General features: G+C 66.0%; 21 protein-coding genes. 13 read left to right on the top strand and 8 right to left on the bottom strand.

The genetic code is table 11. The features are described from left to right. Positions 1–2: 2 nt before the first annotated feature. On the bottom strand, positions 3–992 hold the full coding sequence (gene rfbB / locus AAYO93_RS04485; protein WP_345763812.1) for a dTDP-glucose 4,6-dehydratase: 990 nt from the start codon (positions 990–992) through the stop codon (positions 3–5). A 116-nt stretch (positions 993–1,108) separates the two neighbouring features. Here rfbB and AAYO93_RS04490 point away from each other — a divergent pair, with 116 nt between their 5' ends. From AAYO93_RS04490 to rfbA, 3 genes are read left to right on the top strand one after another with little or no spacing between them, the layout of a single operon-like run. After that, entirely contained in the window at positions 1,109–2,962 is a 1,854-nt protein-coding gene (locus tag AAYO93_RS04490; protein ID WP_345763813.1) for a cell wall-binding repeat-containing protein, read from the top strand. 51 nt (positions 2,963–3,013) lie between these two features. Next, a complete protein-coding gene (locus AAYO93_RS04495; protein WP_345763814.1) occupies positions 3,014–3,625 on the top strand; it encodes a dTDP-4-dehydrorhamnose 3,5-epimerase family protein in 612 nt (203 codons plus the stop codon). Between the two features lie 5 nt (positions 3,626–3,630). Next, complete coding sequence (gene rfbA, locus AAYO93_RS04500) at positions 3,631–4,494, top strand: glucose-1-phosphate thymidylyltransferase RfbA (RefSeq protein ID WP_345763815.1); 864 nt, start codon at positions 3,631–3,633, stop codon at positions 4,492–4,494. Here the strand turns inward: rfbA and AAYO93_RS04505 are convergent. Continuing rightward, entirely contained in the window at positions 4,467–5,381 is a 915-nt protein-coding gene (locus AAYO93_RS04505) for a glycosyltransferase family 2 protein (RefSeq protein WP_345763816.1), read from the bottom strand. The genes rfbA and AAYO93_RS04505 overlap by 28 nt on opposite strands. Before the next feature lie 173 nt (positions 5,382–5,554). Here AAYO93_RS04505 and AAYO93_RS04510 point away from each other — a divergent pair, with 173 nt between their 5' ends. Genes AAYO93_RS04510 through AAYO93_RS04520 form a run of 3 tightly spaced genes read left to right on the top strand, consistent with a single transcriptional unit; the run spans position 5,555 to position 8,667 of the window. Beyond that, positions 5,555–6,775: a rhamnosyltransferase WsaF family glycosyltransferase gene (locus AAYO93_RS04510; protein ID WP_345764814.1), complete on the top strand. Its 1,221-nt coding sequence runs from the start codon at positions 5,555–5,557 to the stop codon at positions 6,773–6,775. Then, positions 6,768–7,697, top strand: coding sequence for an NAD-dependent epimerase/dehydratase family protein (locus AAYO93_RS04515; protein WP_345763817.1), 930 nt, complete (start codon positions 6,768–6,770; stop codon positions 7,695–7,697). The genes AAYO93_RS04510 and AAYO93_RS04515 overlap by 8 nt, the downstream gene beginning before the upstream one ends. Next, the gene (locus AAYO93_RS04520) at positions 7,666–8,667 is read left to right on the top strand and encodes a glycosyltransferase family 2 protein (protein ID WP_345763818.1); all 1,002 of its coding nucleotides are present in this window, start codon (positions 7,666–7,668) and stop codon (positions 8,665–8,667) included. Before AAYO93_RS04515 ends, AAYO93_RS04520 begins: the two co-directional genes overlap by 32 nt. Before the next feature lie 6 nt (positions 8,668–8,673). Here AAYO93_RS04520 and AAYO93_RS04525 read toward each other — a convergent pair whose 3' ends face one another. Both AAYO93_RS04525 and AAYO93_RS04530 read right to left on the bottom strand, forming a co-directional pair. Beyond that, a complete protein-coding gene (locus tag AAYO93_RS04525; protein ID WP_345763819.1) occupies positions 8,674–9,843 on the bottom strand; it encodes an ABC transporter ATP-binding protein in 1,170 nt (389 codons plus the stop codon). A 3-nt stretch (positions 9,844–9,846) separates the two neighbouring features. Continuing rightward, positions 9,847–10,779: an ABC transporter permease gene (locus tag AAYO93_RS04530; RefSeq protein WP_345763820.1), complete on the bottom strand. Its 933-nt coding sequence runs from the start codon at positions 10,777–10,779 to the stop codon at positions 9,847–9,849. A gap of 193 nt (positions 10,780–10,972) precedes the next feature. Here AAYO93_RS04530 and AAYO93_RS04535 point away from each other — a divergent pair, with 193 nt between their 5' ends. The 5 genes from AAYO93_RS04535 (at position 10,973) to wecB (ending at position 17,704) form a co-directional block, all read left to right on the top strand. Next, positions 10,973–11,431 (top strand): hypothetical protein, encoded by a 459-nt coding sequence (locus AAYO93_RS04535; RefSeq protein WP_345763821.1) that lies wholly within the window; start codon positions 10,973–10,975, stop codon positions 11,429–11,431. A gap of 5 nt (positions 11,432–11,436) precedes the next feature. Beyond that, the gene (locus AAYO93_RS04540; protein WP_345764815.1) at positions 11,437–13,725 is read left to right on the top strand and encodes a hypothetical protein; all 2,289 of its coding nucleotides are present in this window, start codon (positions 11,437–11,439) and stop codon (positions 13,723–13,725) included. 48 nt (positions 13,726–13,773) lie between these two features. After that, positions 13,774–15,270 carry a DUF2142 domain-containing protein gene (locus tag AAYO93_RS04545; protein ID WP_345763822.1) on the top strand — a complete coding sequence of 499 codons (1,497 nt, stop codon included), beginning with the start codon at positions 13,774–13,776 and terminating at the stop codon, positions 15,268–15,270. A 66-nt stretch (positions 15,271–15,336) separates the two neighbouring features. Beyond that, positions 15,337–16,626 carry a nucleotide sugar dehydrogenase gene (locus AAYO93_RS04550; RefSeq protein ID WP_345763823.1) on the top strand — a complete coding sequence of 430 codons (1,290 nt, stop codon included), beginning with the start codon at positions 15,337–15,339 and terminating at the stop codon, positions 16,624–16,626. Positions 16,627–16,633: 7 nt separating this feature from the next. Next, the gene (gene wecB / locus AAYO93_RS04555; protein ID WP_345763824.1) at positions 16,634–17,704 is read left to right on the top strand and encodes a non-hydrolyzing UDP-N-acetylglucosamine 2-epimerase; all 1,071 of its coding nucleotides are present in this window, start codon (positions 16,634–16,636) and stop codon (positions 17,702–17,704) included. Here the strand turns inward: wecB and AAYO93_RS04560 are convergent. From AAYO93_RS04560 to AAYO93_RS04575, 4 genes are read right to left on the bottom strand one after another with little or no spacing between them, the layout of a single operon-like run. After that, a complete protein-coding gene (locus tag AAYO93_RS04560; RefSeq protein WP_345763825.1) occupies positions 17,679–18,854 on the bottom strand; it encodes a glycosyltransferase family 4 protein in 1,176 nt (391 codons plus the stop codon). The genes wecB and AAYO93_RS04560 overlap by 26 nt on opposite strands. Next, positions 18,847–19,842, bottom strand: a complete 996-nt coding sequence (locus tag AAYO93_RS04565) for a Gfo/Idh/MocA family oxidoreductase (protein WP_345763826.1) — start codon at positions 19,840–19,842, stop codon at positions 18,847–18,849. The genes AAYO93_RS04560 and AAYO93_RS04565 overlap by 8 nt, the downstream gene beginning before the upstream one ends. Further along, entirely contained in the window at positions 19,842–20,939 is a 1,098-nt protein-coding gene (locus tag AAYO93_RS04570) for a DegT/DnrJ/EryC1/StrS family aminotransferase (RefSeq protein ID WP_345763827.1), read from the bottom strand. Before AAYO93_RS04570 ends, AAYO93_RS04565 begins: the two co-directional genes overlap by 1 nt. After that, complete coding sequence (locus AAYO93_RS04575; RefSeq protein ID WP_345763828.1) at positions 20,936–21,526, bottom strand: acyltransferase; 591 nt, start codon at positions 21,524–21,526, stop codon at positions 20,936–20,938. Before AAYO93_RS04575 ends, AAYO93_RS04570 begins: the two co-directional genes overlap by 4 nt. A gap of 249 nt (positions 21,527–21,775) precedes the next feature. Here AAYO93_RS04575 and AAYO93_RS04580 point away from each other — a divergent pair, with 249 nt between their 5' ends. Together AAYO93_RS04580 and AAYO93_RS04585 are read left to right on the top strand one after the other, a co-directional pair. Next, positions 21,776–22,423, top strand: a complete 648-nt coding sequence (locus AAYO93_RS04580) for a glycosyltransferase family 2 protein (protein ID WP_345763829.1) — start codon at positions 21,776–21,778, stop codon at positions 22,421–22,423. Between the two features lie 9 nt (positions 22,424–22,432). Then, a complete protein-coding gene (locus AAYO93_RS04585) occupies positions 22,433–22,852 on the top strand; it encodes a DUF2304 domain-containing protein (protein ID WP_345763830.1) in 420 nt (139 codons plus the stop codon). Positions 22,853–22,858 lie beyond the last annotated feature (6 nt).

The raw sequence follows: 22,858 nt of genomic DNA on the forward strand, positions 1-22,858 counted from the left end.
GGTCAGTTGTCCAGCGCGGCGCGCGCCTTCAGCGGCTCCCACCAGGCACGGTTGTCGCGGTACCACTGCACGACGTCGGCGAGGCCCTGCTGGAAGGGGACGAGCGGCTCATAGCCGAGCTCCGAGCGGATCTTCGAGATGTCGACCGAGTAGCGCAGGTCGTGGCCCAGGCGATCCGCGACCCGGTCGACGTACGACCAGTCCTTGCCGGTCGCATCGAGCAGAAGCTGGGTGAGCTCCTTGTTCGTGAGCTCGGTTCCGCCGCCGATGTTGTAGATCTCGCCGGCGCGGCCGCCGACGAGCACCATTGCGATACCCCGCGTGTGATCGTCGACGTGCAGCCAGTCGCGTATGTTGAGTCCTTCTCCGTAGAGCGGGACGTGCTTGTCGTCGATCAGGTTGGTGACGAACAGCGGGATGACCTTCTCGGGGAAGTGGTACGGCCCGTAATTGTTCGAGCACCGTGTGATCGAGATGTTCAGGCCGTGGGTGCGGAAGTAGCTGCGCGCCAGCAGATCGCTGCCGGCCTTGCTCGCGGAGTACGGCGAGTTGGGTTCGAGTGGGCGGTCCTCTGCCCACGAGCCGTCGGCGATCGAGCCGTAGACCTCATCGGTGGAGACGTGGACGAAACGCTCGAGGTTGTTGCGGAGGGCTGCGTCGAGGAGCTGCTGGGTGCCGAGGACGTTCGTCTCGACGAAGATCGATGCGTCGCGCACCGACCGGTCGACATGGGACTCCGCAGCGAAGTGCACGACGGCGTCGACCGACGGGAACAGCTCGTCGAGGAGCCCGCCGTTGCGGATGTCGCCCTTGATGAAGGTATAGCGCGGTGAGTCCGAGACCGGCGCGAGGTTCTCGAGATTGCCCGAGTAGGTGAGGGCGTCGAGGACGACGACCTCTGCCCCTTCGAGACCCGGGTACGCGTCCTGGAGCGTGCGCCGGACGAAATTGGAGCCGATGAACCCGGCGCCGCCGGTGACGAGAATCTTCATGCGAACGGTGACCTGCCCTCGAATCGTTGTGCCCGCAAGATTCTACCGGGTACGAACGGGCCATCTTCCGGCGAAGATACTTGCGCCGATGCAAGTACCGGTGATTTCATCGTCCGGTGAAACTTTCCAGGGCGCGGCGTAGAAAATCGATTCTGTCCGGACTCGTCGGCGCGGCAGCCGTGGTCTCCCTGCTGCTGGCGGTTGCCACTCCTGCCGAAGCGAACGAGGGCGATCCGCAGGGCGGCGCAACCGCGTACTACTCGAAGCTCGATGCCCGTGCGCAGGCGGAGGGGATGGCGACCACCGATCCCGTCTCTCCGCAACCGATGGCGGCCGCTCGTTCGGCGGCATCCTCCAACACCGTGAACGCATCTGCGTTCGCGGCTGGCGACCTCATCAGCGACGCCGTCTTCTACGCCGGCACGGACATGTCCGCGGCCCAGGTCCAGACTTTCCTCAACGCGCAGGTCGCGACCTGCAGGGCCGGATACGTCTGCCTCAAGAACTACACGGAGCCGACGGACGGTCTGACCCATCCGCTGTGCGGTTACACCGGCAAGCCGAGCGAGACCGCCGCACAGATCATCGCGAACGTGGGAGCGGCATGCGGGATCAACCCGAAGGTCCTCATCGTGCTCCTGCAGAAGGAGCAGGGGCTCGTCACCGATGACTGGCCCTCCCAGACCCAGTACGACCACGCGACCGGCTGGCTCTGTCCGGACTTCTCCGAATGCGATTCGACATCCACCGGCTTCTTCCAGCAGGTCCTCGGTGCCGCATGGCAGTTCAAGCAGTACGGCGAGGACCCGTCGTTCGACTGGTTCCCGGTCGGCAAGGTGACGAACGTCCTCTTCTCACCGAAATGCTCGACGTCGGCGCCGGTGGCGATCTGGAACAAGGCCACAGCCGCGCTCTATTACTACACGCCCTACCAGCCCGATCCTGCGGCACTCGCGAACTTCTTCGGCACGGGCGATGCGTGCTCCGAGTACGGCAACCGGAACTTCTGGGGACTGTTCAGCCAGTGGTTCGGCAGTCCGACGGCCGGGAGCACGCCCGTGGTCACTCGGTCGGCGGGTGCCGACCGCTACGGTACGGCCGTGGGGATCTCGGTGAAGGCGTACCCAGCGGCGCCTGTCGACGCGGTCTACATCGCATCCGGCACCAACTTCCCTGACGCGCTCGGCGCAGCACCGGCCGCGGCGGTGAACGGTCGCAAGGGACCGCTCCTTCTGGTCGCCCCCACGGCGATCCCGTCGTCGGTGGTCACCGAACTCAAGCGACTGAAACCGACGACGATCTACGTGGCCGGAGGCGCGGGTGCGGTCAGTGCCGGGGTCTTCAACCAGCTCAAGTCGTTCGTCGCTTCGCCCGCAGCGGTGGTGCGTCTCGCAGGCGTCGACCGCTTCGCGACGTCCCGGATCATCGCCGCCAGCGCGTTCACGGCCGCCACGACCGCTTACATAGCGACCGGAATGAACTATCCGGACGCTCTCTCCGCAGGCGCTGCCGCGGGCGCGAACGGTTCGCCGGTCATCCTCGTCAACGGCTCGGCGACGAGCGTGGACGCCGCCACCAAGGCTCTGCTGGTCAGCCTTGGAGTGACGACGGTGAAGATCGTCGGGGGAACGGGCGCTGTCTCCGCCTCGTATGCGGCGAGCCTCGCGCAGTTCGTGTCGACGCAACGACTGAGTGGGATCGACCGCTATCAGACGAGCGTCGCGGTGAACCTGGACGCCTTCGGCGGGGCGACGGCGACGACCTACTTCGCGACGGGCCTCACGTTTCCGGATGCGCTGGCGGGAGCTGCGGCGGCCGGGGCAGCGGCGAGCCCGCTCTATGTGGTGAAATCCGGATGCGTCGCCCCCGCGGCAGCAGAGAGTGCGCTTGCCACGCGATCCGGATTCACGCTGCTGGGGGGTACCACCGTGCTCGGGCCCGGGGTCGGCAAACTCTCCGTCTGCCATTAGCGGCAGGTGCCCGGACTGAGCGGTCGGGCTGCTGATTGGTAGACTCCGGGGGTGCAAATTCGTGAGCTCGCCATCCCAGACGCCTACGAGATCACCCCGAAGCTGTTCTCGGACGACCGTGGACTGTTCCTGGAGTGGTACCGGTTCGATCGGCTCGAAGAGGCCGTCGGGCATCCCCTCGAACTCAAGCAGGCGAACACCTCGGTCTCGCGTCGCGGGTCCGTCCGCGGGATCCACTTCGCCGACATCCCGCCGAGCCAGGCCAAGTACGTGACGGCGCCGCGGGGGGCCGTGCTCGACTTCGTGATCGATATCCGTGTCGGCTCGCCGACGTTCGGAAAATGGGACAGCGTGCTTCTCGACGACCGGGACCGCCGCGCGATCTACGTTGCGGAGGGGCTCGGCCACTGCTTCGTCGCGCTGACGGACGACGCGACCGTGAGCTACCTGGTCACGGACGTGTACAACCCGACGCGCGAGCACGGCATCAACCCCCTCGACCCCGATGTGGCTCTCGAGTTCCCGGCCGAAGCCGGCGAGCTCCTCCTGTCGCCCAAGGACACCGACGCTCCGGGGCTGGCCGAGGCCGCCGCATCCGGGCTCCTTCCGACGTGGGAACAGGCACGGGCGTACTATGCGTCACTGAACCGGAGAGGTGCGTAAGGGATATGCGGGGAATCATCCTGGCCGGCGGGTCCGGCACGCGGCTCTGGCCGATCACCAAGGGCATCTCGAAGCAGCTCATGCCGATCTACGACAAACCGATGATCTACTACCCGCTTTCGACCCTGATGGTCGCCGGGATCCGCGAGATCCTGATCATCACGACTCCGGAATACAACGACCAGTTCAAGGCGCTCCTCGGCGACGGGTCCGAGCTCGGCATCCGGCTGGAGTACGCAGTCCAACCCTCGCCCGACGGCCTGGCACAGGCGTTCATCATCGGCGAGCAGTTCATCGGTGACGAGTCGGTGGCGCTCGTTCTCGGTGACAACATCTTCCACGGCGCCGGGCTCGGAACATCCCTTCGCAGCCACAGCGACGTCGACGGAGCTCTGATCTTCGCCTATCACGTGAGCAACCCGCGCTCGTACGGTGTCGTCGAATTCGACGACGACTTCAAGGCGCTCTCGATCGAAGAGAAGCCGGTGACGCCCAAGAGCAACTACGCGGTCCCGGGCCTCTATTTCTACGACAACTCGGTCGTCGGAATCGCGAAGACGATCGTTCCGAGCGCGCGCGGGGAACTCGAGATCTCCACTGTGAACGAGCGTTATCTGGACGCCGGGTCCCTCCAGGTGGAGGTGCTCGATCGAGGCACGGCCTGGCTCGACACCGGCACCTTCGAGTCGATGATGCAGGCGTCGGAGTACGTGCGCGTCATCGAGGACCGGCAGGGGTTCAAGGTCGGCTGCATCGAGGAGATCGCCTGGCGCGCAGGCTGGATCGACGATGTGCGCCTTGCGGAGCTTGCGAAGCCGCTCGTGAAGAGCGGCTACGGCACCTACCTCGAAGGGCTGCTGGGCGCCTGAGCCTGCAGCGAGCGTCTCTGGGCTCGCTCGACGCGCATCGTGACGATGCGCGAGCGGACGGTGAGTCCGACCCGAAGGGACCAGCGCAGCGGAGCGAGGACGGTACCCGGGTACTTCTTCTGGAGATACCGGTACGCGCTGTCGTGGTGAGCCTTCAGCATCCGGGTGGACTCGGTGGCAGTCGAGTGGGCTCCGGTGTGCACGACGCGGGCGCTGGGAACGTAGAGATTCGACCATCCTGCGCGGCCCAGCCGGAATCCGAGGTCTACGTCCTCGAAGTACATGAAGTAGCCCTCGTCGAAGCCACCGACAGCATCGAAGGCGCTGCGACGCAGCAATACGCACGAGCCGCTCAGCCAGCCGACGGAGCGCTCGCCCGGAATCGACTCGTCTGCGCGATAGGCGCGCGTCCACGGGTTGCGCGGCCAGACGCCCGTGAGAAGAGCGTGGCCGACGCCGGTGCGCAGGGACGGCAGCCTCCGTGCAGACGGATAGGTCGTGCCGTCGGCGTTGAGCACACGCGGTCCGGCTGCGGCCGCGCCGGGGTTCGCGTCGAGTCGATCGCTGAGTGTGCGAAGGGCGCCCGGGCCCAGCTCGACGTCCGGGTTGGAGACCAGGATGTACTTCGTCTCGGCGCCCAGGGTGCGCACCGCCGCGTTGACGGCCCCGCCGTAACCGAGATTCTCGCCCACGGGGAGGAAGACGGCACCATGCGTCTCGGAGATCCGGCGCGACTCGTCCGCATCCCGCGAATCGTTGTCCGCGACGATCACCGTCACCGGTGCCGACTCGCTAGCGCGTACCGACGCGAGGAACGGTTCGAGGGCGCCGCTCGAGTTGTAGGTGACCGTGACGATGGCGACGGAATCGAGGGGGGTTGGGGACATCGCCGCCCATCCTATCCCGGCCGCCGGTGCGGTCCCCGCGAGCGAAGACAGGGCACATCCTCGACCCGCGCGCCCAGAGTCGACCATAACGTCGTTGTTACACTTGGTTGCTGCATCGCACGGCTACATAGTCGGGCTGCGTACGGACTGATGAATGAGGAACTAACGTGAGCATGATCGTCAAGGGCATCCGAGTGCTCGGAGCCGAAGGCCCTCGGGTCTTCCTGGCCCGGCTGTTCGCCAAGGCGCACGGCATGCTCGTCCGGCTTTCGCCGAAGATGCTCGTCCGCAACGAGGACGCAGCCCGTGTCGATTGGACGACCAGGCCGCCCCAGCTCGAAGACCAGATCACCGTCCGCGAAGGGCCGGTCGACATCGCATGGGTGATGTCGCCCCCAGGCAAGGAGAGCGGCGGGCACCAGAATCTCTTCCGATTCATCGACTTCGCCGAGAAGGCCGGTCACCGGTGCACCATCTACCTCTACTCGTCGATGGTCGACACTGTGAGCATCCCCGATGTGCGCTCCATGCTCGAGAAGTCGGCCGCATATCCGAACCTTGCAGCCGATATTCGCATGTACGAGCCCGAATCCGGTGTTCACGACTCCGCCCAGGCACTGTTCGCGACAGGGTGGGAGACCGCGTACCCGGTCTACCTCGATGAGTCCCGCGCGAAGCGTTTCTATTTCGTGCAGGACTTCGAGCCGAGCTTCTATCCCGTCGGTACGGAGTACGTCCTCGCTGAGAATACCTACAGGTTCGGATTCCATGGGATCACAGCCGGCGGATGGCTCGCCCACAAGCTCCACGCCGAGTACGGCATGAGCACAGACCTCTTCGACTTCGCGGTCGACAAGACCCACTACCACGTGACGAACACCAACCGCCGCGACGAGGTGTTCTTCTACGCCAGGCCCGTCACCGCGCGTCGGGCGTTCGAATTCGGACTCCTGGCGCTCGCCGACTTCGCCGCGATGAAGCCGGACGTCACCATCAACCTGGCAGGCTGGAACGTCTCGAACTGGGACATTCCGTTCAAATACAACAATCTCGCCAGCCTCGACATCTCGAAGTTGAACGACATCTACAACCGATGCGCCGCAGGTCTCGTGCTCTCGCTGACGAACATGTCGCTCCTTCCGCTCGAACTGATGGCCAGCGGCGTCACCCCCGTGGTCAACGATGCCCCGAACAACCGGCTGGTGTCCGACAACCCCTTCATCGAGTACGTCCCGGCAGCACCGCTGGCGATCGCACGCTCGATGGCTGAGATCCTCGACCGGCCGGATGCCGTCGAACGTTCCATCTCGATGTCCAAATCGCTCGCCAACGTCGACTGGGCCGACTCCGGCGCCCAGTTCGTCGAGGCCTTCGAAAGGGTGATGAGTGCCTAAAACCCTCGTGATCGGTGCGAACGGCTTCATCGGCTCGCACCTGGTGGATGCCCTCGTCGCCGCGGACCACGACGTTCGCGCATTCGACCGGTTCAGCTCGCGCACGCCCACCTTCACGTCCCGCGACGTCGAACTCGTGCAGGGGGAGTTCCTGAGCCGGGCCGACCTCGACTCGGCCGTCCAGGGCATCGACCTGGTCGTCCACGCCCTCTCCACGACGACGCCCGCGACGGCTGAGAGCGATCCCACGCTGGACATCCGAACCAATATCGCCCAGACCGTCGAACTCCTCGAGTCCTGCGTCGACGCCAACGTCGGCCATCTCTATTTCACGTCGACCGGGGGTGCGATCTACGGACCACAGGGCAAGGCCGAGTATTCGGAGTCCGACCGCGCGCTTCCCATCTCGCCCTACGGCATCGGCAAGCTCTCCATCGAGCACTACCTGCAGTACTTCAAGACCAAGCATGGACTCTCGTCGACAGCGTTCAGGGTCTCGAACCCCTACGGAACCCGCCAGCACCCCAATCGCAAACAGGGGCTCATCCCGATCGCGCTGCGGCAGATCGCGCTCGGGGCTCCCGTGATCCGCCTGGGCGACGGTTCGATGGTGCGCGACTACGTCTACGTCGAAGACCTGGTCCGGATGCTCGTTCCCGTACTCGGTCGCGCGACTGAGTACGGGCTGTACAACGTCGGCAGCGGGACGGGTACCACCGTCAACGAGGTGCTCGAGTCGCTTCGCCGGGTGGTCGGCGAGGATTTCGCGATCGAGGAACGACCCAAACCGCCGACCTTCGTCGACACGGTGGTGCTGAACACGTCGAGGTTCCGCACGGAGTTCGGCGAGATACCGATGACGCCGATGGATGAAGGGATACGCCGGACCTATGACGAAATCCGAGCCGCAACCGACCGCTGACGCGACGCCTCTTGCGACGGTGGCGATCCTCACCTACAACGGGGAGACGTACCTGCGGCGGATCCTCGAGCAGGTCAGCGCACAAGACGTCGAGGGCGAGGTCGAGATCCTGGTCATCGACTCCGGGTCCACCGACGGCACCCTCGGCATCGTCGCGGAGTTTCCGCATGTGCGGCTGCATCAGATCCCCAACAGCGAATTCGGGCACGGTCGCACCCGCAACCTGGCCGCCGAGCTCGCGCGCGGTGAATTCGTGGCCTACCTGACTCACGACGCCATCCCGGTCGACCGATCGTGGCTGCGCGAACTCCTCGCACCCTTCTCGATCGACCCTGCAATCGTCGCCGTGATGGGCAAGCAGGTTCCTCGTCGTGGAGCATTCCCCCTGCAGAAGTATGAGATCCAGGGCGTGTTCCGCACCTTCGGCCCGGATTTCGGCACGTCCGTGTTCTACAAGGACTCATTCGTGACCGACGAGGGCATCCTCGGCGTGATCAGTTTCTACTCGGACGTGAACTCGGCCGCGCGGAGGCGCTTCCTGCTCGACGTGATCCCGTATCGCGACGTGCGCTACGCGGAGGACCAGCTCTTCGGCAAGGATCTCATCGAGGCCGGGTATCGCAAGGCGTACGCTCCGCGTGCGAGTGTCGAGCACTCGAACGACCTCACGCGGGACGAATACCGGCAGCGCATCTTCGACGAGACCGTGGGTCTGCGCCAGATCGGAACTCCCATCGAACCGCTCAGCAACCGGGCGAGGCTGAGGCTGACAGCGCGCGGTATCGCAGGAGACAGTCTGCGCATCGTTCGGGACCCCGCGTTCAGCTGGAAGCGCAAGCTGTACTGGCTCGCGCTGAATCCGGCATACCAGGTCACGAAGTGGGAGAGCTACCGCAGGTCGACCCTGGTCGACATCGACGACCCCGAAGCGGTCAGGGCCGGCTCCCTCGAGCACGCCCGCAAGAAGTGAGCGAGCCTACTCGACGGTGACGGTCGGCGACAGGCGCAGGATGCCGTGGCCGATCGCTCCTGTCGGGGTGTCGAAGCTCACGGCGGCGGGTGCCTGATCGAAGTTGCGGCCCGTGTGGTCGCCGAGGCCGACATTGACCAGATACTTCCCCGTACCGATTCGAACGTCGGGGAACGTCATCGTGAGTACATGCTTGCCCTTGACATTGGGAAGGGAGACGTTCGTGTCCCACGTCGTTGCCTCGTAGAGCCGGGTCCCGAGCGGGGTGTCGATCGACATGCCCATACCCCAGTCGGGCACCGGCTGTCGGATCTCCACCTCGACGGTCAGCGTCAGGTCGGACCGTCCGTCGCGTTCGACCATGACGGCGCGCACATCGTCGATCAAGTACGGGAAGTCCTCGCGCCGGGTACCGTGACGCAGGTTGGAGGCGACGCGGTCTTCTTCATAGCCGTTGCGGAGGATACGGATGCCCTCGGCCGGGTCGCCGTCATGCTGGATGACGCCTCCGTGGAGCACGAGAACACGGTCGCAGAGGTTGCCGACCTGGTCGGCCGAGTGACTGACGAGGACGATCGTTCGTCCTTCGCGCTGGAATTCGGAGATCTTGTCCATGCACTTGCGCTGGAACGGCTCGTCGCCGACGGCGAGCACCTCGTCGACGAGCAGGAGATCGGGGTCGACGTGGACGGCGACCGCGAAGGCGAGACGCACATACATGCCCGAGCTGTAGAACTTGACCTGGGTGTCGATGAATGACTCGATGCCCGAGAACTCGACGATGTCGTCGAAGTAACGGTCGGTGTCCGAGCGGGACAGGCCGAGGATCGCGGCGTTGAGGTACACGTTCTCGCGGCCCGTCAGGTCCTGGTGGAACCCGGCGCCCAGCTCCAGCAGCGCCGCCATGCGACCACGGCGCGCGACCGATCCGGTGCTCGGCTGCAGAATGCCGCCGATCACCTTGAGGAGGGTGCTCTTGCCGGAACCGTTGTGACCGACGAGACCGACGGTCGAGCCGACCTCGATCTGAGTGCTCACGTTGCGGAGCGCCCAGAAGTCATCGCGGTGCTTGCGTGAGGTCTTGAAATTGACGAGTCGTTCCTTGAGCGATTTCTCTTTGTGCAGGACGAAGCGCTTCGAGACGTCGTCGACGCTGACCAGGATCGGTGCGGCCATGTTCTAGAGCTCCTGTGCGAAGTTGCCCTGAAGGCGGGAGAAGATGCGCTGAGCGAGCCAGACGAGGACCAGGCTGACGAGCAGAGTGATCGCGAGTCGCAGCGCCAGGTTGTCCGGCCACGCCTGGGTGAAGGCGCCGGTCGCTTCGGTGCCGGCGGCCCAGAGCGCCTTCTGCATGGCGATGATGCAGATCGTAACGGGGTTCGCGAGATAGATCTGCTCGAGCCAGTTACCGTGCAGGGCGTTGTGGACGAAAGTGTACGAGTACACGATCGGGGAGGCCCAGAAGAGGACTACGAGGGCGATTTCGACCAGGTGCTCGGTATCGCGAAGGTAGACGTTCACGGCCGACAGGACGAGGCCGACGGCTGTGGAGAAGACGATCAGCGTCACGATCGCCACCGGCGCGAACCAGAGGCGTCCGTCGCCTGGGAAGGAGGCAAGGAAGGCGATGGCGACGAGCAGCACGACTGCCTGGACCATGAAGTTGAAGATCGCGCCGCCGACAGAGCTCAGCGGGAAGATCTCCCGGGGGAGGTACACCTTCTTCACCAGGCCCGCATTGGAGACCATCGAGGTCGTCATGCCCGAGACGGTTTCTGCGAACAGGCCCCAGGTCGTCAGGCCGACGAAGACGAAGATCGCGAAGTCGGGCACCGCCCGCGCGGCTCCCAGGATCTGGCCGATCGCGAAGTAATAGATGAGGAGCTGGACCAGCGGGCGGACCAGGCTCCACAAGATGCCGAGCGAGCTGTCCTTGTAGCGTGCGCGAATCTCCCGGCGCACAAGGAGCCAGAGGAGTTCTCGCTGCGCCCAGATCTCGGCAATCGATTTGCCTGTGCCCGTGAAGAAGCCGGTCTTCTGTCCGACATGCTGCATCGGAAGTAAGGCGATCCGGGACGCGCGCTCCTGCGCTTCTGCGTCCATGGTGGTCATAGCTGTACTTGTCACTCGCCTCACCGACGCATTCGGTCGGTGCCTTCATCTCGGGTTCACATTCCGTTCGACGAACGGACAGGCTTGATTCTAAGGGAAATATCTGTACGTGTTGTGAGGGCCCGCGCGTGCACCTGGACGATAGCCTGAATGCGCCGCACCGACCGAGCGGCTGGATCACGCTGGGGAAACGATGACGACACCGTGGTGGAGCGCGCGCGCAATCGCCGCCTGCGCCCTGGTGGCGCTTGCCCTCACCGGCTGCACGGCCGCTGACGGCACCGGCCCGAGCGCTCCGCCTGGTTCTGCGGCGTCCGGCACCATCCCCGCATCCACTCCGACGCCGACTGCCCAGCCTGAAGCCGTCATCGTCGTGGCCTCCGTCGATGCAGACGGGAAGGCAGTCACGACATCGGGCTATGTGAACGGCATCATCGAAGACGGTGGATCCTGCGCCTACACACTCAGCTCCGGCAGCGCCGAGGTCACCACGACGACGGTCGGCCAGGCCGACACCTCGACGACCTCGTGCGGACAGGGGATCACTCCGATCGAGAAACTGTCCCGTGGCACGTGGAAAGTCGTGCTGTCGTACACCGCCGTGTCCCAAAGAACCGTGGTGTCAGAGCCCGTGAGTGTGGAGATCCCGTGAAACCCATGCGACTCCTGGCCGCTGCCCTGTCGATCGCGCTTGCCGTGACCGTCGTGAGCGCCTTCGAGACGGTCCAGCCAGCCGCGCAGGCCGCCGACGGACGACAGTTCGACCCGGGCGACATCATCAGCGATGCGCTCTTCTTCGACGGCACCGTGTTCAGCGCATCCGATGTCCAGGCTTTCCTCAACGGCAAGGTGTCGACGTGCCGGTCCGGGTACACCTGCCTCAAGGACTATCGCCAGACGACGACGTCGAAGGCGGCTGTGGCCGGGAACTGCAGCGCGTACGCCGGGGCGGCGAACGAGCTCGCCTCCGCCATCATCGCGAAGGTCGGTGCTGCGTGCGGCATCAGCCAGAAGGCCCTGATCGTGCTGCTCGAGAAGGAGCAGGGTCTCGTCACCGACGACTGGCCGGGGGCCGGACAATACCGCTCGGCGACCGGATACGGCTGCCCGGACACCGCCGTCTGCGACTCCCAGTACTACGGCTTCTTCAACCAGGTCTACAACGCAGCTCTGCAGTTCAAGCGCTATGCGGGCAGCCCGACGAGCTGGAACCATGTCGCCGGGCGAGTCAACGCCGTGCGCTACAGCCCGAATGCCGCGTGCGGTTCCGGCAACGTCTTCATCCAGAACCAGGCGACGGCCGGGCTGTACAATTACACGCCGTACCAGCCGAATGCGGCGGCGCTGGCCAACCTCTACGGAACCGGCGACGGCTGCAGTTCCTACGGCAACCGCAACTTCTGGCGGATCTACACCGACTGGTTCGGGTCGACCATCGCGGGCACGAGCCTCCTGCGCACGATGACCGATCCGACGGTCTATGTCGTCTCGGGAACGAACAAGTACCCCATCGCGAATGCGCAGATGCTGGCGGCCTACTCGCCGCTCGGGCAGATCGGCTATGTGTCCGCCCAGTACCTGAGCGCCTACACGACCATGCAGCTCGCCGGCCGCGTCCTTCGCTCCCCGGGCGGCACGATCTACTTCACCGACGCCAGCCTCAAGCTGCCGTTCACCAGCTGCGGCCTGGTCGTCGACTACGGCGGAAAGTGTGACTCGACCGGCTTCGTGCAGCTGACGGATGAGCAGCTGAGCCACTTCGCGCCAGGCCCGAACATGGGTCCGGTGCTCGGCACCACCGCCGGTGCGCGCTACTACATCACCGCCGGGACCAAACGCGAGATCCTCGACGACAAGTCGCAGGCGGCCGCGGGCCTGCCCGCCGGCTTCAATGTGCTCACCGAGAACGCCGTGTCGACTCTGCCGTACGGCAACCCGGTCATCCGCGATGCCGTCTTCGTCGCCGAGCGCGGAACATCCAACTATGCGTACCTCGGCAATGCGGCCCGCTATCCCGTCGACACCGCGGCCGTGGCGGGCGCCGGGCTGCCGAAGAGCGCGGTCGGCAGTCTCAGCACGGCCAGCCTGGCGAAGATCCCGGCGGGAGCCACGGCGTTCTCGGGCTTCGTCATGGTCCCGCCGGCGGCGGGCGCAGCACCCGGGCCGGTTTCGATACTCACCACGACCGGACGCTACACGTGGAGTGGATCGGCTTCGATACCCGCGGTGGCCGTGCCCCAGAGCCTGCTCGACACGTACCCGGTTCTGGGCGACATCGCGGCCGGCGCATCCATCAAAACGGCGTCGGACGCGACCGTCTATATCGTGATGACAGACAAGATCCTCCCCGTGGGCGCATGGGACTCCCTTCTGGCGCTGAACGGAGGAAAGACCCCGGCTATCACCACGGTGCCTGCAGCACTGGTCGCTGCGCTCCCGAAGGGCCCGGTCGCCCTGACCGCCGGCACACTGGTTCGCACGCCGACGAACGCCACGGTGTACCTCGTCGACGGTGTGACGAGCAAGGTCGCGCTGTCGGACTTCATCTACACCACTGAAGCCGGTATCACCACGTGGACGACGACGACGCAGTCTCGGCTCGACGCCTATCCACAGGCGACGACCCTGCTGGGCTTCGGCATCACCTGCGGGACGCAGAACTATGTCAGTGCCGGCGGATCGATCCACGCGGTGAGCGCAGACCTCCAGCCGGCGTACCCGTTCACGCCCGTGGTGCTGGACCAGTTCACGTGCGCGCTGCTGAAGATCGGCGCACCGGCCACAGCGTTCATCCGCACCCCGGACGGCTCGATCTACTACCTCGACGCCGGCAAGAAGCGGCCGATCACGTCGATGGCGAAGTTCGTCCAGCTCAGCCAGGGCAAGCCGTACCTGAACGTCGTCACGAAGTTCGGGGCGCTCATCCCGACGGGTCCGGCTGCCTGACGCCGGACGCGAGCGTCCGCACCTGAACCGAGCGGATAGGATGCACTGGTGCAATTCACCGAAACGGAGCCCCGTCGCGCATCGCGATTCGGTTCGATCATCCTCGTTCCGGTGTTCGCCCTCATCGCCTTGATGTGCTGGGCGTTCGCTTCGCCCATCGGCTCGAGCCCCGACGACGACTTCCACCTGACGAGTATCTGGTGCGGGCTGGGTGAGCGCCCGGGCCTCTGCGAAGCCGTTCCAGGACACCCTGACCAGCGCGCCGTTCCGTTCGCCGTGGGGGAGACGAACTGCAACCGTCATTTCGTCGGAAGTGTGGAGACCTGCCCCATCGACGGGCTCGGGGCCGGTTCGATGATCGCCACCGCGCGTGGCAACTTCAGCGGTGAGTATCCGCCGGTCTATTACGCGGCGATGAGCGTGTTCGCGAGCACGAACTTCACTGTCTCGATCCTTCTGATGCGGGCGATCAACGTCTTGCTCTTCGTCGGCATCACCAGCCTCCTGTACTACCTTCTCGGGCCGAGCCGGCGGCGCACCCTGGTATGGACCTGGTCGATCGTGATAGTCCCGCTCGGTGCGTTCCTGATCGCATCGAACAACCCGAGCGCGTGGGCCGTGATCTCAGGCGGCACACTGTGGCTCGCCCTGGTCGGCTACTTCGAGCGTCGGGGTTGGCGGAGCATCGTGCTGGGCTGCGTGGCTGCGCTCGCGGCGGTCATGGGGGCCGGCGCGCGTGCAGACGCCGCGATCTACTCCGTCATCGCCGTCGGGCTCGCCCTGCTCATGACCGTGGCGCGAACCCGGGAGTTCTGGCTGAAAGCCATCCTGCCCCTCGGCATCGTCATCGTCGCGGGCCTTTTCTACCTGGTCTCGAACCAGTCGAGTGTCGCGTCCGGCGGCCTCACCGGCACTCATCCGCCGAGTGCCACAGGTGGTTTCGGTCTGCTGTGGAACAACCTCCTCCAGGTCCCCTCACTCTGGTCGGGCGTGCTCGGCTCATGGGGATTGGGCTGGCTCGACACGATCATGCCCGCCGTGGTCCCGGTCCTGGGGGTTCTCGCATTCGGCGCGGCGACGTACACGGGTCTCGTATCCATGTCGGCCCGCAAGCTCGTCTCGCTCGTGATCGCTCTTGCCGCGCTCGTCGCGATCCCGGTGTGGGTCCTGACCAAGAGCAGCGCAGTGGTCGGGCAGGAAGTGCAGCCGCGGTACATCATGCCTCTGGTGATCATCTTCGCCGGCGTCGCGCTCCTTCAGGCGAACGGCCGTCCGATCCTGTTCACGCGGCTTCAGGCGATCGTCGTCGTGATCGGGGTGAGCGTCGCCAACGCGGCTGCACTCCACACGACGATGCGCCGCTACATCTCGGGGTTCAACGTCTTCGACTGGAACCTCGACCATTTCCAGCACTGGTGGTGGACCGGAGCGGTTCCTCCGATGGCGGTCTGGGTCGTAGGGATGCTGGCGTTCGCCGCCGCCGTCTATTTCGCTCTGGCCCATGCGCCGCGCGAGCGGACCATGCTGCCGGCGTCCGTTGCGTAGAATTACCAGTCGTCGTACCTCGCGGCCCGGCCGCAGCATCCCCGAAATGAAAAGGTCCCATCCGTCATGAAGATCGCCGTCATCGCCCTGGGCAAAATCGGACTTCCCCTCGCAGTGCAGTTCGCAGGCAAGGGCCACCAGGTCGTAGGGGTCGATGTCAACCAGCGCACCGTCGACCTCGTCAATACCGGGACAGAACCGTTCCCCGGCGAGGCGGAACTGCAGGAGCGGATGGGCGCGCTTGTGGCGTCCGGAGCCCTCCGGGCGACCACGGACTACGCCGATGCCGTCCCCGGCGCCGACGCTGTCGTCCTGGTCGTCCCGCTCTTCGTCGACGACGAGGCACGGCCCGACTTCGGGTGGATGGATGCGGCGACACGCTCGTTGGGCGAACACCTCACCCCGGGCACGCTCGTGTCCTACGAGACGACCCTGCCTGTCGGGACCACTCGCACGCGCTGGAAACCGATGCTCGAGGAGACGTCAGGCCTGATCGAGGGCACAGACTTCCACGTCGTGTTCTCGCCCGAACGTGTGCTCACCGGCCGCGTCTTCGCCGACCTGCGCAAGTACCCGAAGCTCATCGGCGCGTTCGACGCTGCCGGTGCTTCGCGCGCGACGGAGTTCTACGAGGCGGTCCTCGATTTCGACGACCGGCCCGAACTCGACCGCCCGAACGGCGTGTGGGATCTGGGATCCGCGGAGGCGGCAGAGCTCGCCAAGCTCGCCGAGACCACCTACCGCGACGTCAACATCGGGCTCGCCAACCAGTTCGCACGCTTCGCCGCGGACAACGGCATCGACATCTACCAGGTGATCGAAGCGTCGAATTCGCAGCCGTACAGCCACATCCACCGTCCGGGAATCGCCGTCGGCGGCCATTGCATCCCGGTCTATCCGCGTCTCTACCTGTGGAACGATCCGGCAGCCACGGTCGTCAGGGCCGCACGCGAGGCGAATGCTGAGATGCCGTCGTACGCCGTCGCTCTCCTCGAAGGCGCGCACGGTGACCTCGCCGGCCAGACCGTCGTCGTCCTCGGTGCCGCCTATCGCGGCGGCGTGAAGGAGACCGCGTTCTCAGGCGTGTTCGGCACGGTCTCCGCGCTGACGGAGCGCGGGGCCCATGTTCTGGTTCACGACCCCCTCTACTCGGACGAGGAGCTCTCCGCCCTCGGCTTCGTGCCGTACCACACGGGGACTCCCGCAGACGCCGCTGTGATCCAGGCGGACCACGCCGAATACCGCACCATCTCTGCCGTCGACCTTCCCGGGGTCCGTACTGTGATCGACGGCCGAGCCATCTCGCAAGCCGACCGCTGGGACGGCGCGACGTATCGCGTCATCGGAAAGCCGTGAGGCGGGCATGCGCGTCCTGAGCGTCGTCGGCGCCCGTCCGCAGTTCGTCAAGCTCGCCCCCATCTCGGCGGCGATGACCGGTCGCGCCGACCATGTCGTCGTCCACACCGGTCAGCATTACGACGAGCTCATGTCGGATGTCTTCTTCCGGGACCTCGGCATCCCTGCCCCCGACGTCAACCTTGCGGTCGGATCCGGAAAGCACGGCGCGCAGACCGGGACCATGCTCGCGGGCCTCGAACCGGTGTTCGAGGAGTACCGGCCCGACTGGGTTCTCGTCTACGGTGACACGAATTCGACCCTCGCGGCGGCACTGGCGGCTGTCAAACTGCACCTGCCTCTGGCGCATCTCGAGTCCGGCCTGCGTTCATTCAACCGTCGGATGCCCGAAGAGCACAATCGTGTGCTCACCGACCACGCGGCCGACCTGCTTCTGGCGCCGACCGAAGTCGCGATGAAGCACCTCGCAGACGAGGGACTGGGCGATCGCAGCGTGCTCGTCGGCGACGTGATGACCGACGTGCTGTACCGAGTCCGCGATTCGGCAGTCGCCGGAGAGCGGACTGCACCCAACGGGCTCGCCGACGGCGAATACTACGTCGCGACGATTCACCGGCCGGACAACACCGACGACGCAGCACGACTCGATCGCATCGTCGCAGCGCTGGCTGGGCTGGACCGACCTGTGCTGCTCCTCGCGCATCCCCGTCTTGTCGCGGCAGCGGCGAGTGCGGGGGTCTCACTCGACCGGGGCTCCATCGTGCTCACGTCGCCTCTGGCCTACCCAGAGCTGGTAAGCGCCGTCACCCGCAGCCGCGGGGTCGTCACGGACTCGGGTGGACTGCAGAAAGAGGCCTTCCTGCTGCGGGTACCGTGCACAACGGTCAGGCCGGAGACAGAGTGGGTGGAGACTGTCGAGCTGGGCTGGAACGTCCTGGTCGGCGATCGTGTCGAGGACCTCGCCGCGGCGGTCGAGCGGCCTCGACCCGATGCGACCTCTGCGGCTCCCTACGGTGACGGCCAGGCAGCGTCACGTGTCGTCGACGTGCTGCTCACGCGCGGCCGCGAAGGTCGATGACCTTCTCGACCGCCAGCACTGATTTCGCACCGACTGCGTCCAGGGAGACGTTCGCGGACGCCCACGCCGACAAGCGCCCGCGCTCGGCGGAGTCTGCCGGATCAGTCAGCACGGTCTTCATGGCCTCGACGACCGCGTCGACCTTCCAGTCGACCGTGATTCCGAGGCGATGCTCTTCGATCACCCGGCGCGTCGCTCCTTCGCCGGCGTAGATGACCGGAGTCCCGCAGCTGAGGCTCGTGAACGCCTTCGTAGCGAATGCGAAGTCGTAACCGCGATCGGGGCGCACCGACGCCAGGCTTGCGCGTGCACCGCGGAGCCAGAAGGCGACCGCTTCACCCCTGACCTGCCCTGCGAAGACGACCCGTTCGGGGCCGAGGGGAGCCGCGATCTCCCGGAGGAGCGGGAGTTCCGTGCCGCGGCCCAGCATGACCAGGCGTGCGGTGGGAAAGTCGCCGGAGATACGACGGAATGCTTCGACGAACACCTGGGCGCCCTGGATCTCCGACATGGTTCCGGCGTAGACGAGGTAGGGACCGGCCGGCTCGGGGCGCGCTCCGTCGGGAGAGAAGACCGCGGTGTCGATGCCCGTCCCGACGACGGTGATCCGTTCGGGTGCGACGCCGAAGGTGAGAAGTTCGCTCGCCACGCCGTCTGAGACGGCCAGGACGGCATCCGCTTTGCGGAGCACGAAGCCTTCGACCGCCCTCAGGACGCGCACGATCGCGGGCGAGACCCCGATGCCCTGCGAGGCCGTCGAGAGGATGTCTGCAGCGAAGTAGACATATCCGGTTCGTTTCAGCCGGCTGGCGAGATACACGGCGAAGCCTGTCGTCGGCGGGGGTTCGACGACGATCGCGTCGGGCCGTCGGCTGAACAGCAGGCGGAAGAAGAGCGGCACGTCGAAGGTCGCGTACTGGATGTACCCACGCACGGCGCCGGTCCTGTCCCGCAGCACCGGCCAGCGCCGGATACGGTCATCGCGAGCGTATTCGCCGTCGGGTGGACGTGTCGTCAGTACGCGCAGGTCGAAACCGGCCGCGTCGAGTGCTCGCGCAAGTGCGCCCAACCGGAAGGCGCCTGCGCCGCCTTCCGGTTCGAAGATACGGGATGCGATGACAACGCGGGGTCGTCGAGCGCTCTCAGGCACCGGCAATCGTCTCGGTGGTCGCGTTCTGAGCGGACTTCAGTACCGCCTCCGCGACCCGGACATTCTCGAGGCCTTCACGAAGCGTCACGACACCGGAGTCGAGTCCGAGGATGGCGTTGCGGAATTCTTCATGCTCGACACGCAGCGGTTCGCGCTTGGTGAGGGCGAACCGCACCATGGTGCCCTCGGAGACGCCGCGGAATGCCGCCACCGACTCCCATTCGGTGTTTACTGTGCCGTTCTCGAAGAAGGTGAGATCGCCGCTGATGGTGTCGGCGACGAACGCGCCGCGTTCCCCGGTGACCACGGTGACCCGCTCCTTCATAGGAGACAGCCAGTTGACCAGGTGGTTGGTGATCACGTTGTTCTCGAGAAGCGCGGTGAACGACACCATGTCTTCGAACTCGCGGCCGCTCCGGACCGTTGTGTGCGCCGACACGGAGGCGAACCGGCTCTGGGCAAGCCACGACGTGAGGTCGATGTCGTGGGTCGCCAGGTCTTTGACGACGCCGACATCCGCGATTCTCGACGGGAACGGACCCTGCCGCCGAGTGGCGATCTGATAGACCTCGCCCAGGTCGCCGGAGGCGATCCGCGCGCGCAGGCTCTGCAGGGCAGGATTGAACCGCTCGATGTGGCCGACAGCGCCGACGAGCCCACGGCTCTCGAACGCCTCGACGATGCGAGTGCCTGACGCGACATCTCCGGAGATCGGTTTCTCGATGAGGGCGTGCACCCCGGCGGCGGCCAGAGTGAGCGCGACTGCCTCGTGGTATGCCGTCGGAACGGCTACGACGGCCGCGTCGATGCCGACCGCGATCAGGTCATCGACGGATGCGGAGATCGCCAGGTCGCCTGCGACCCGGTGGGGGTCCCCCAGAGCATCGGCGACGCCCGCGAGTACGACTCCGTCGGTTTCGCGGATCACCCGCGCGTGGTGGCGGCCCATCATTCCCAGGCCCACGAGTCCGATCCTCAGGTCGGCCATTACGAACCCGCCTTCGCGAGGGCGTTGACAGCCGTGACGATGCGCTCGAGGTCGCCGCGCGAGAGGGACGGGTGCACCGGGAGCGAGAGTACTTCGGCGGCGGCCCGCTCGGTCTCCGGCAGGTCTTCGGTGCGTTGGAAGGAGGGGAGTCGGTGGTTCGGGATCGGGTAGTAGACCCCGCTGCCGATCGCGTACTCCTCACGAAGTGCCTGTGCGAAGCCGTCGCGGTCGTCGCTGACGCGGATCGTGTACTGGTGGTAGACGTGGGTCGCGTCCGCCGCTACCGGCGGAGTGACGACGCCCTCGAGGCCCGCATCGAAGAACGCGGCGTTGTCGCGGCGCTTCTTCGTCCACGCGTCGATCTTCGTCAGCTGCACGCGCCCGATCGCAGCGTGCAGGTTCGTCATGCGCGCGTTGAATCCGACGATCTCGTTCTCGTACTGCTTCTCCATGCCCTGATTGCGCAGCAGGCGGAGGCGGCGGGCGACCTCGTCGCTGCCGGTCGTGACGATACCGCCCTCGCCGGAGGTCATGTTCTTCGTCGGGTAGAGACTGAACATCGCGAACGAGCCGAAGGCGCCGACCGGGATTCCGGCTTTGGTCGCCCCGTGCGCCTGAGCCGCGTCTTCGAAGAGCTGGAGGCCGCGACTCGAGGCGAGGTCGCCGAGCGCGACCACGTCGGCGGGGTGGCCGTAGAGGTGGACGGGCATGATGCCGACGGTGCGCTCGGTGATGACCGAGGCGACGGAAGCGGCGTCGAGTGCGAAGTAGTCGGGCTCGATGTCCGCGAAGACGGGAGTCGCGCCGGTGAGTGCCACGGAGTTGGCCGTCGCGGCGAAGGTGAACGACGGCACGATGACCTCGTCGCCGGGACCGACGCCCGCTGCGAGCAGACCGAGGTGGAGACCCGCGGTTCCCGAGTTGACCGCGACAGCGTGGCGGCCGTCGACGAGGTGGGCCGAGAACTCGGTTTCGAAGGCGGCGACCTCGGCACCCTGAGCGAGCATCCCTGTCGCGAGCACAGCGTCGACGGCCGCACGCTCCTCGTCGCCGATGATCGGCTTGGCGGCCGGGATGAATTCCAGCTGCTCGCTCATGCGGAAACCTCTCTCAGTTCGTCGTTCTCTTCGCGGTAGTGCGCGCCCGTCACAGGGCAGACCCAGTCGCCGCCATCCGGTTCGAGCGGGACGCCCGCCCGGCCGACCCAGCGGATGCGTCGTGCGGGCACGCCGGCGACGAGAGCGAAATCCGGTACGTCCTTCGTGACGACAGCTCCGGCCGCGACTGTCGCCCATCGGCCGATCGTGAGCGGAGCCACGCAGACGGCGCGGGCTCCGATGGAGGCGCCTTCACGGATGGTGACCCCGACCGGAGTCCAGTCGTGGGCGCTCTTCAGTTCGCCGTCCGGGGTCACTGCGCGGGGGTACGTGTCGTTGGTGAGCACGACGGCCGGACCGATGAACACGCCCGCCTCGAGCACGGCGGGCTCGTAGACGAGTGCGTAGTTCTGCACCTTGCAGTTGTCGCCCATCACGACTCCCGTGCCGATGTAGGCGCCACGGCCGATGATGCAGTCACGACCCATCTGCACGCCTTCGCGCACTTGAGCGAGATGCCAGATCTTGGTGCCTTCGCCGATCGTCGCTTCACTCGACACATCGGCCTCGGGTGCAATAAAGACCAACGCGTCTGGTCCTCTCGGTGATTCGGGGCGAGGAAGGCGGGCGCTTCCGCAAAGAAACTACCATGTGAAGCTCGGCGGACGCCGGTCCGCGGGCGCCCGGGCAGCGTGTGTACAGGGGGACCTCAGGACCAGCCGGTTAGGATTGGTGCAGTCCGTCAGGCCGCGCCGACCTCGTCGGGGCAGCACACGCGCGAACCCATCTACCGAGGAGTCACCATCAGCACGCCCGTCGAGCAGCGTACCTGGCTCGTGGTCCCCCTCTACAACGAAGCCCAGGTGGTCCGCGCGGTCATCGAGCAGGCTCGTGCCACGTTCCCGAAAATCGTCTGTGTCGACGACGGCAGCTCGGACGCCTCCGTGGCAGAGGCGTCTGCGGCCGGCGCTGTCGTCGTGAGGCATCCCATCAATCTCGGTCAGGGGGCTTCCCTGCGAACCGGCCTCGACTACGCACTGCGCGATCCGGGGGCCGACTATTTCGTCACTTTCGACGCAGACGGTCAGCATCTCACCGACGACGCCCTCGCGATGGTGAAGATGCTCGACTCGCAGCCGCTCGACATCGTCGTGGGCTCGCGCTTCCTCGACGGGCGCACCTCCGTGTCCCGGCTGAAGCGGGTCGTCCTGAAACTGGGCATCCTGTTCGAGCGGCTCAGCACCGGGGTCCGCCTGACGGATGCGCACAACGGCCTCCGCGCGCTCAATCGGCACGCGGCAGAGACCATCGCCATTACGCAGAACCGTATGGCGCACGCCTCCGAGATCGTGTCGGAGATCGGCCGTAACAAGCTGAGGTGGGCCGAAGCGCCTGTCCACGTCATCTACACCGACTATTCCCGCTCGAAGGGCCAGTCGGTGTGGAACTCGGTGAACATCCTCAGCGACCTCTTCTTGAAATAGGAGCCCACCATGGACAACGGGCAATTCGTGATCAAAGTCATACTCGTGCTGGCGTTCGCCGCCTTCGCCGTCTTCCTCATGCTTCCGGGGCGAGGTGTACGGCATGCCGCGATCCGCCGTCTCGTCATGGTCGGCCTTCTCGCCGTCACCGTCATCGCCGTCGTCTTCCCGTCGGTCGTCACCGAGGTGGCGCACTTCGTCGGCCTCGGCCGCGGAACAGATCTGCTGCTCTACGGCCTGATCGTCGTGTTCATCGGGAATTCGCTTCTGGTGCAACGCCGCTACCGCAACACGGAGCGCCAGATCACGGAGCTCGCACGCCAGATCGCGATCCTCCAGGCGCGCGCACCGGCATCGGTCGGGACCAGCGCAGACCGAGAGGCCGAACACCCGGTCGACACCCCCGGCAGCCAGCGGCCGATCCCCTAGGATCGG

Origin of the sequence: Diaminobutyricibacter sp. McL0608 (assembly GCF_039613825.1) — a bacterium.
Taxonomy (GTDB): Bacteria; Actinomycetota; Actinomycetes; order Actinomycetales; family Microbacteriaceae; genus Diaminobutyricibacter.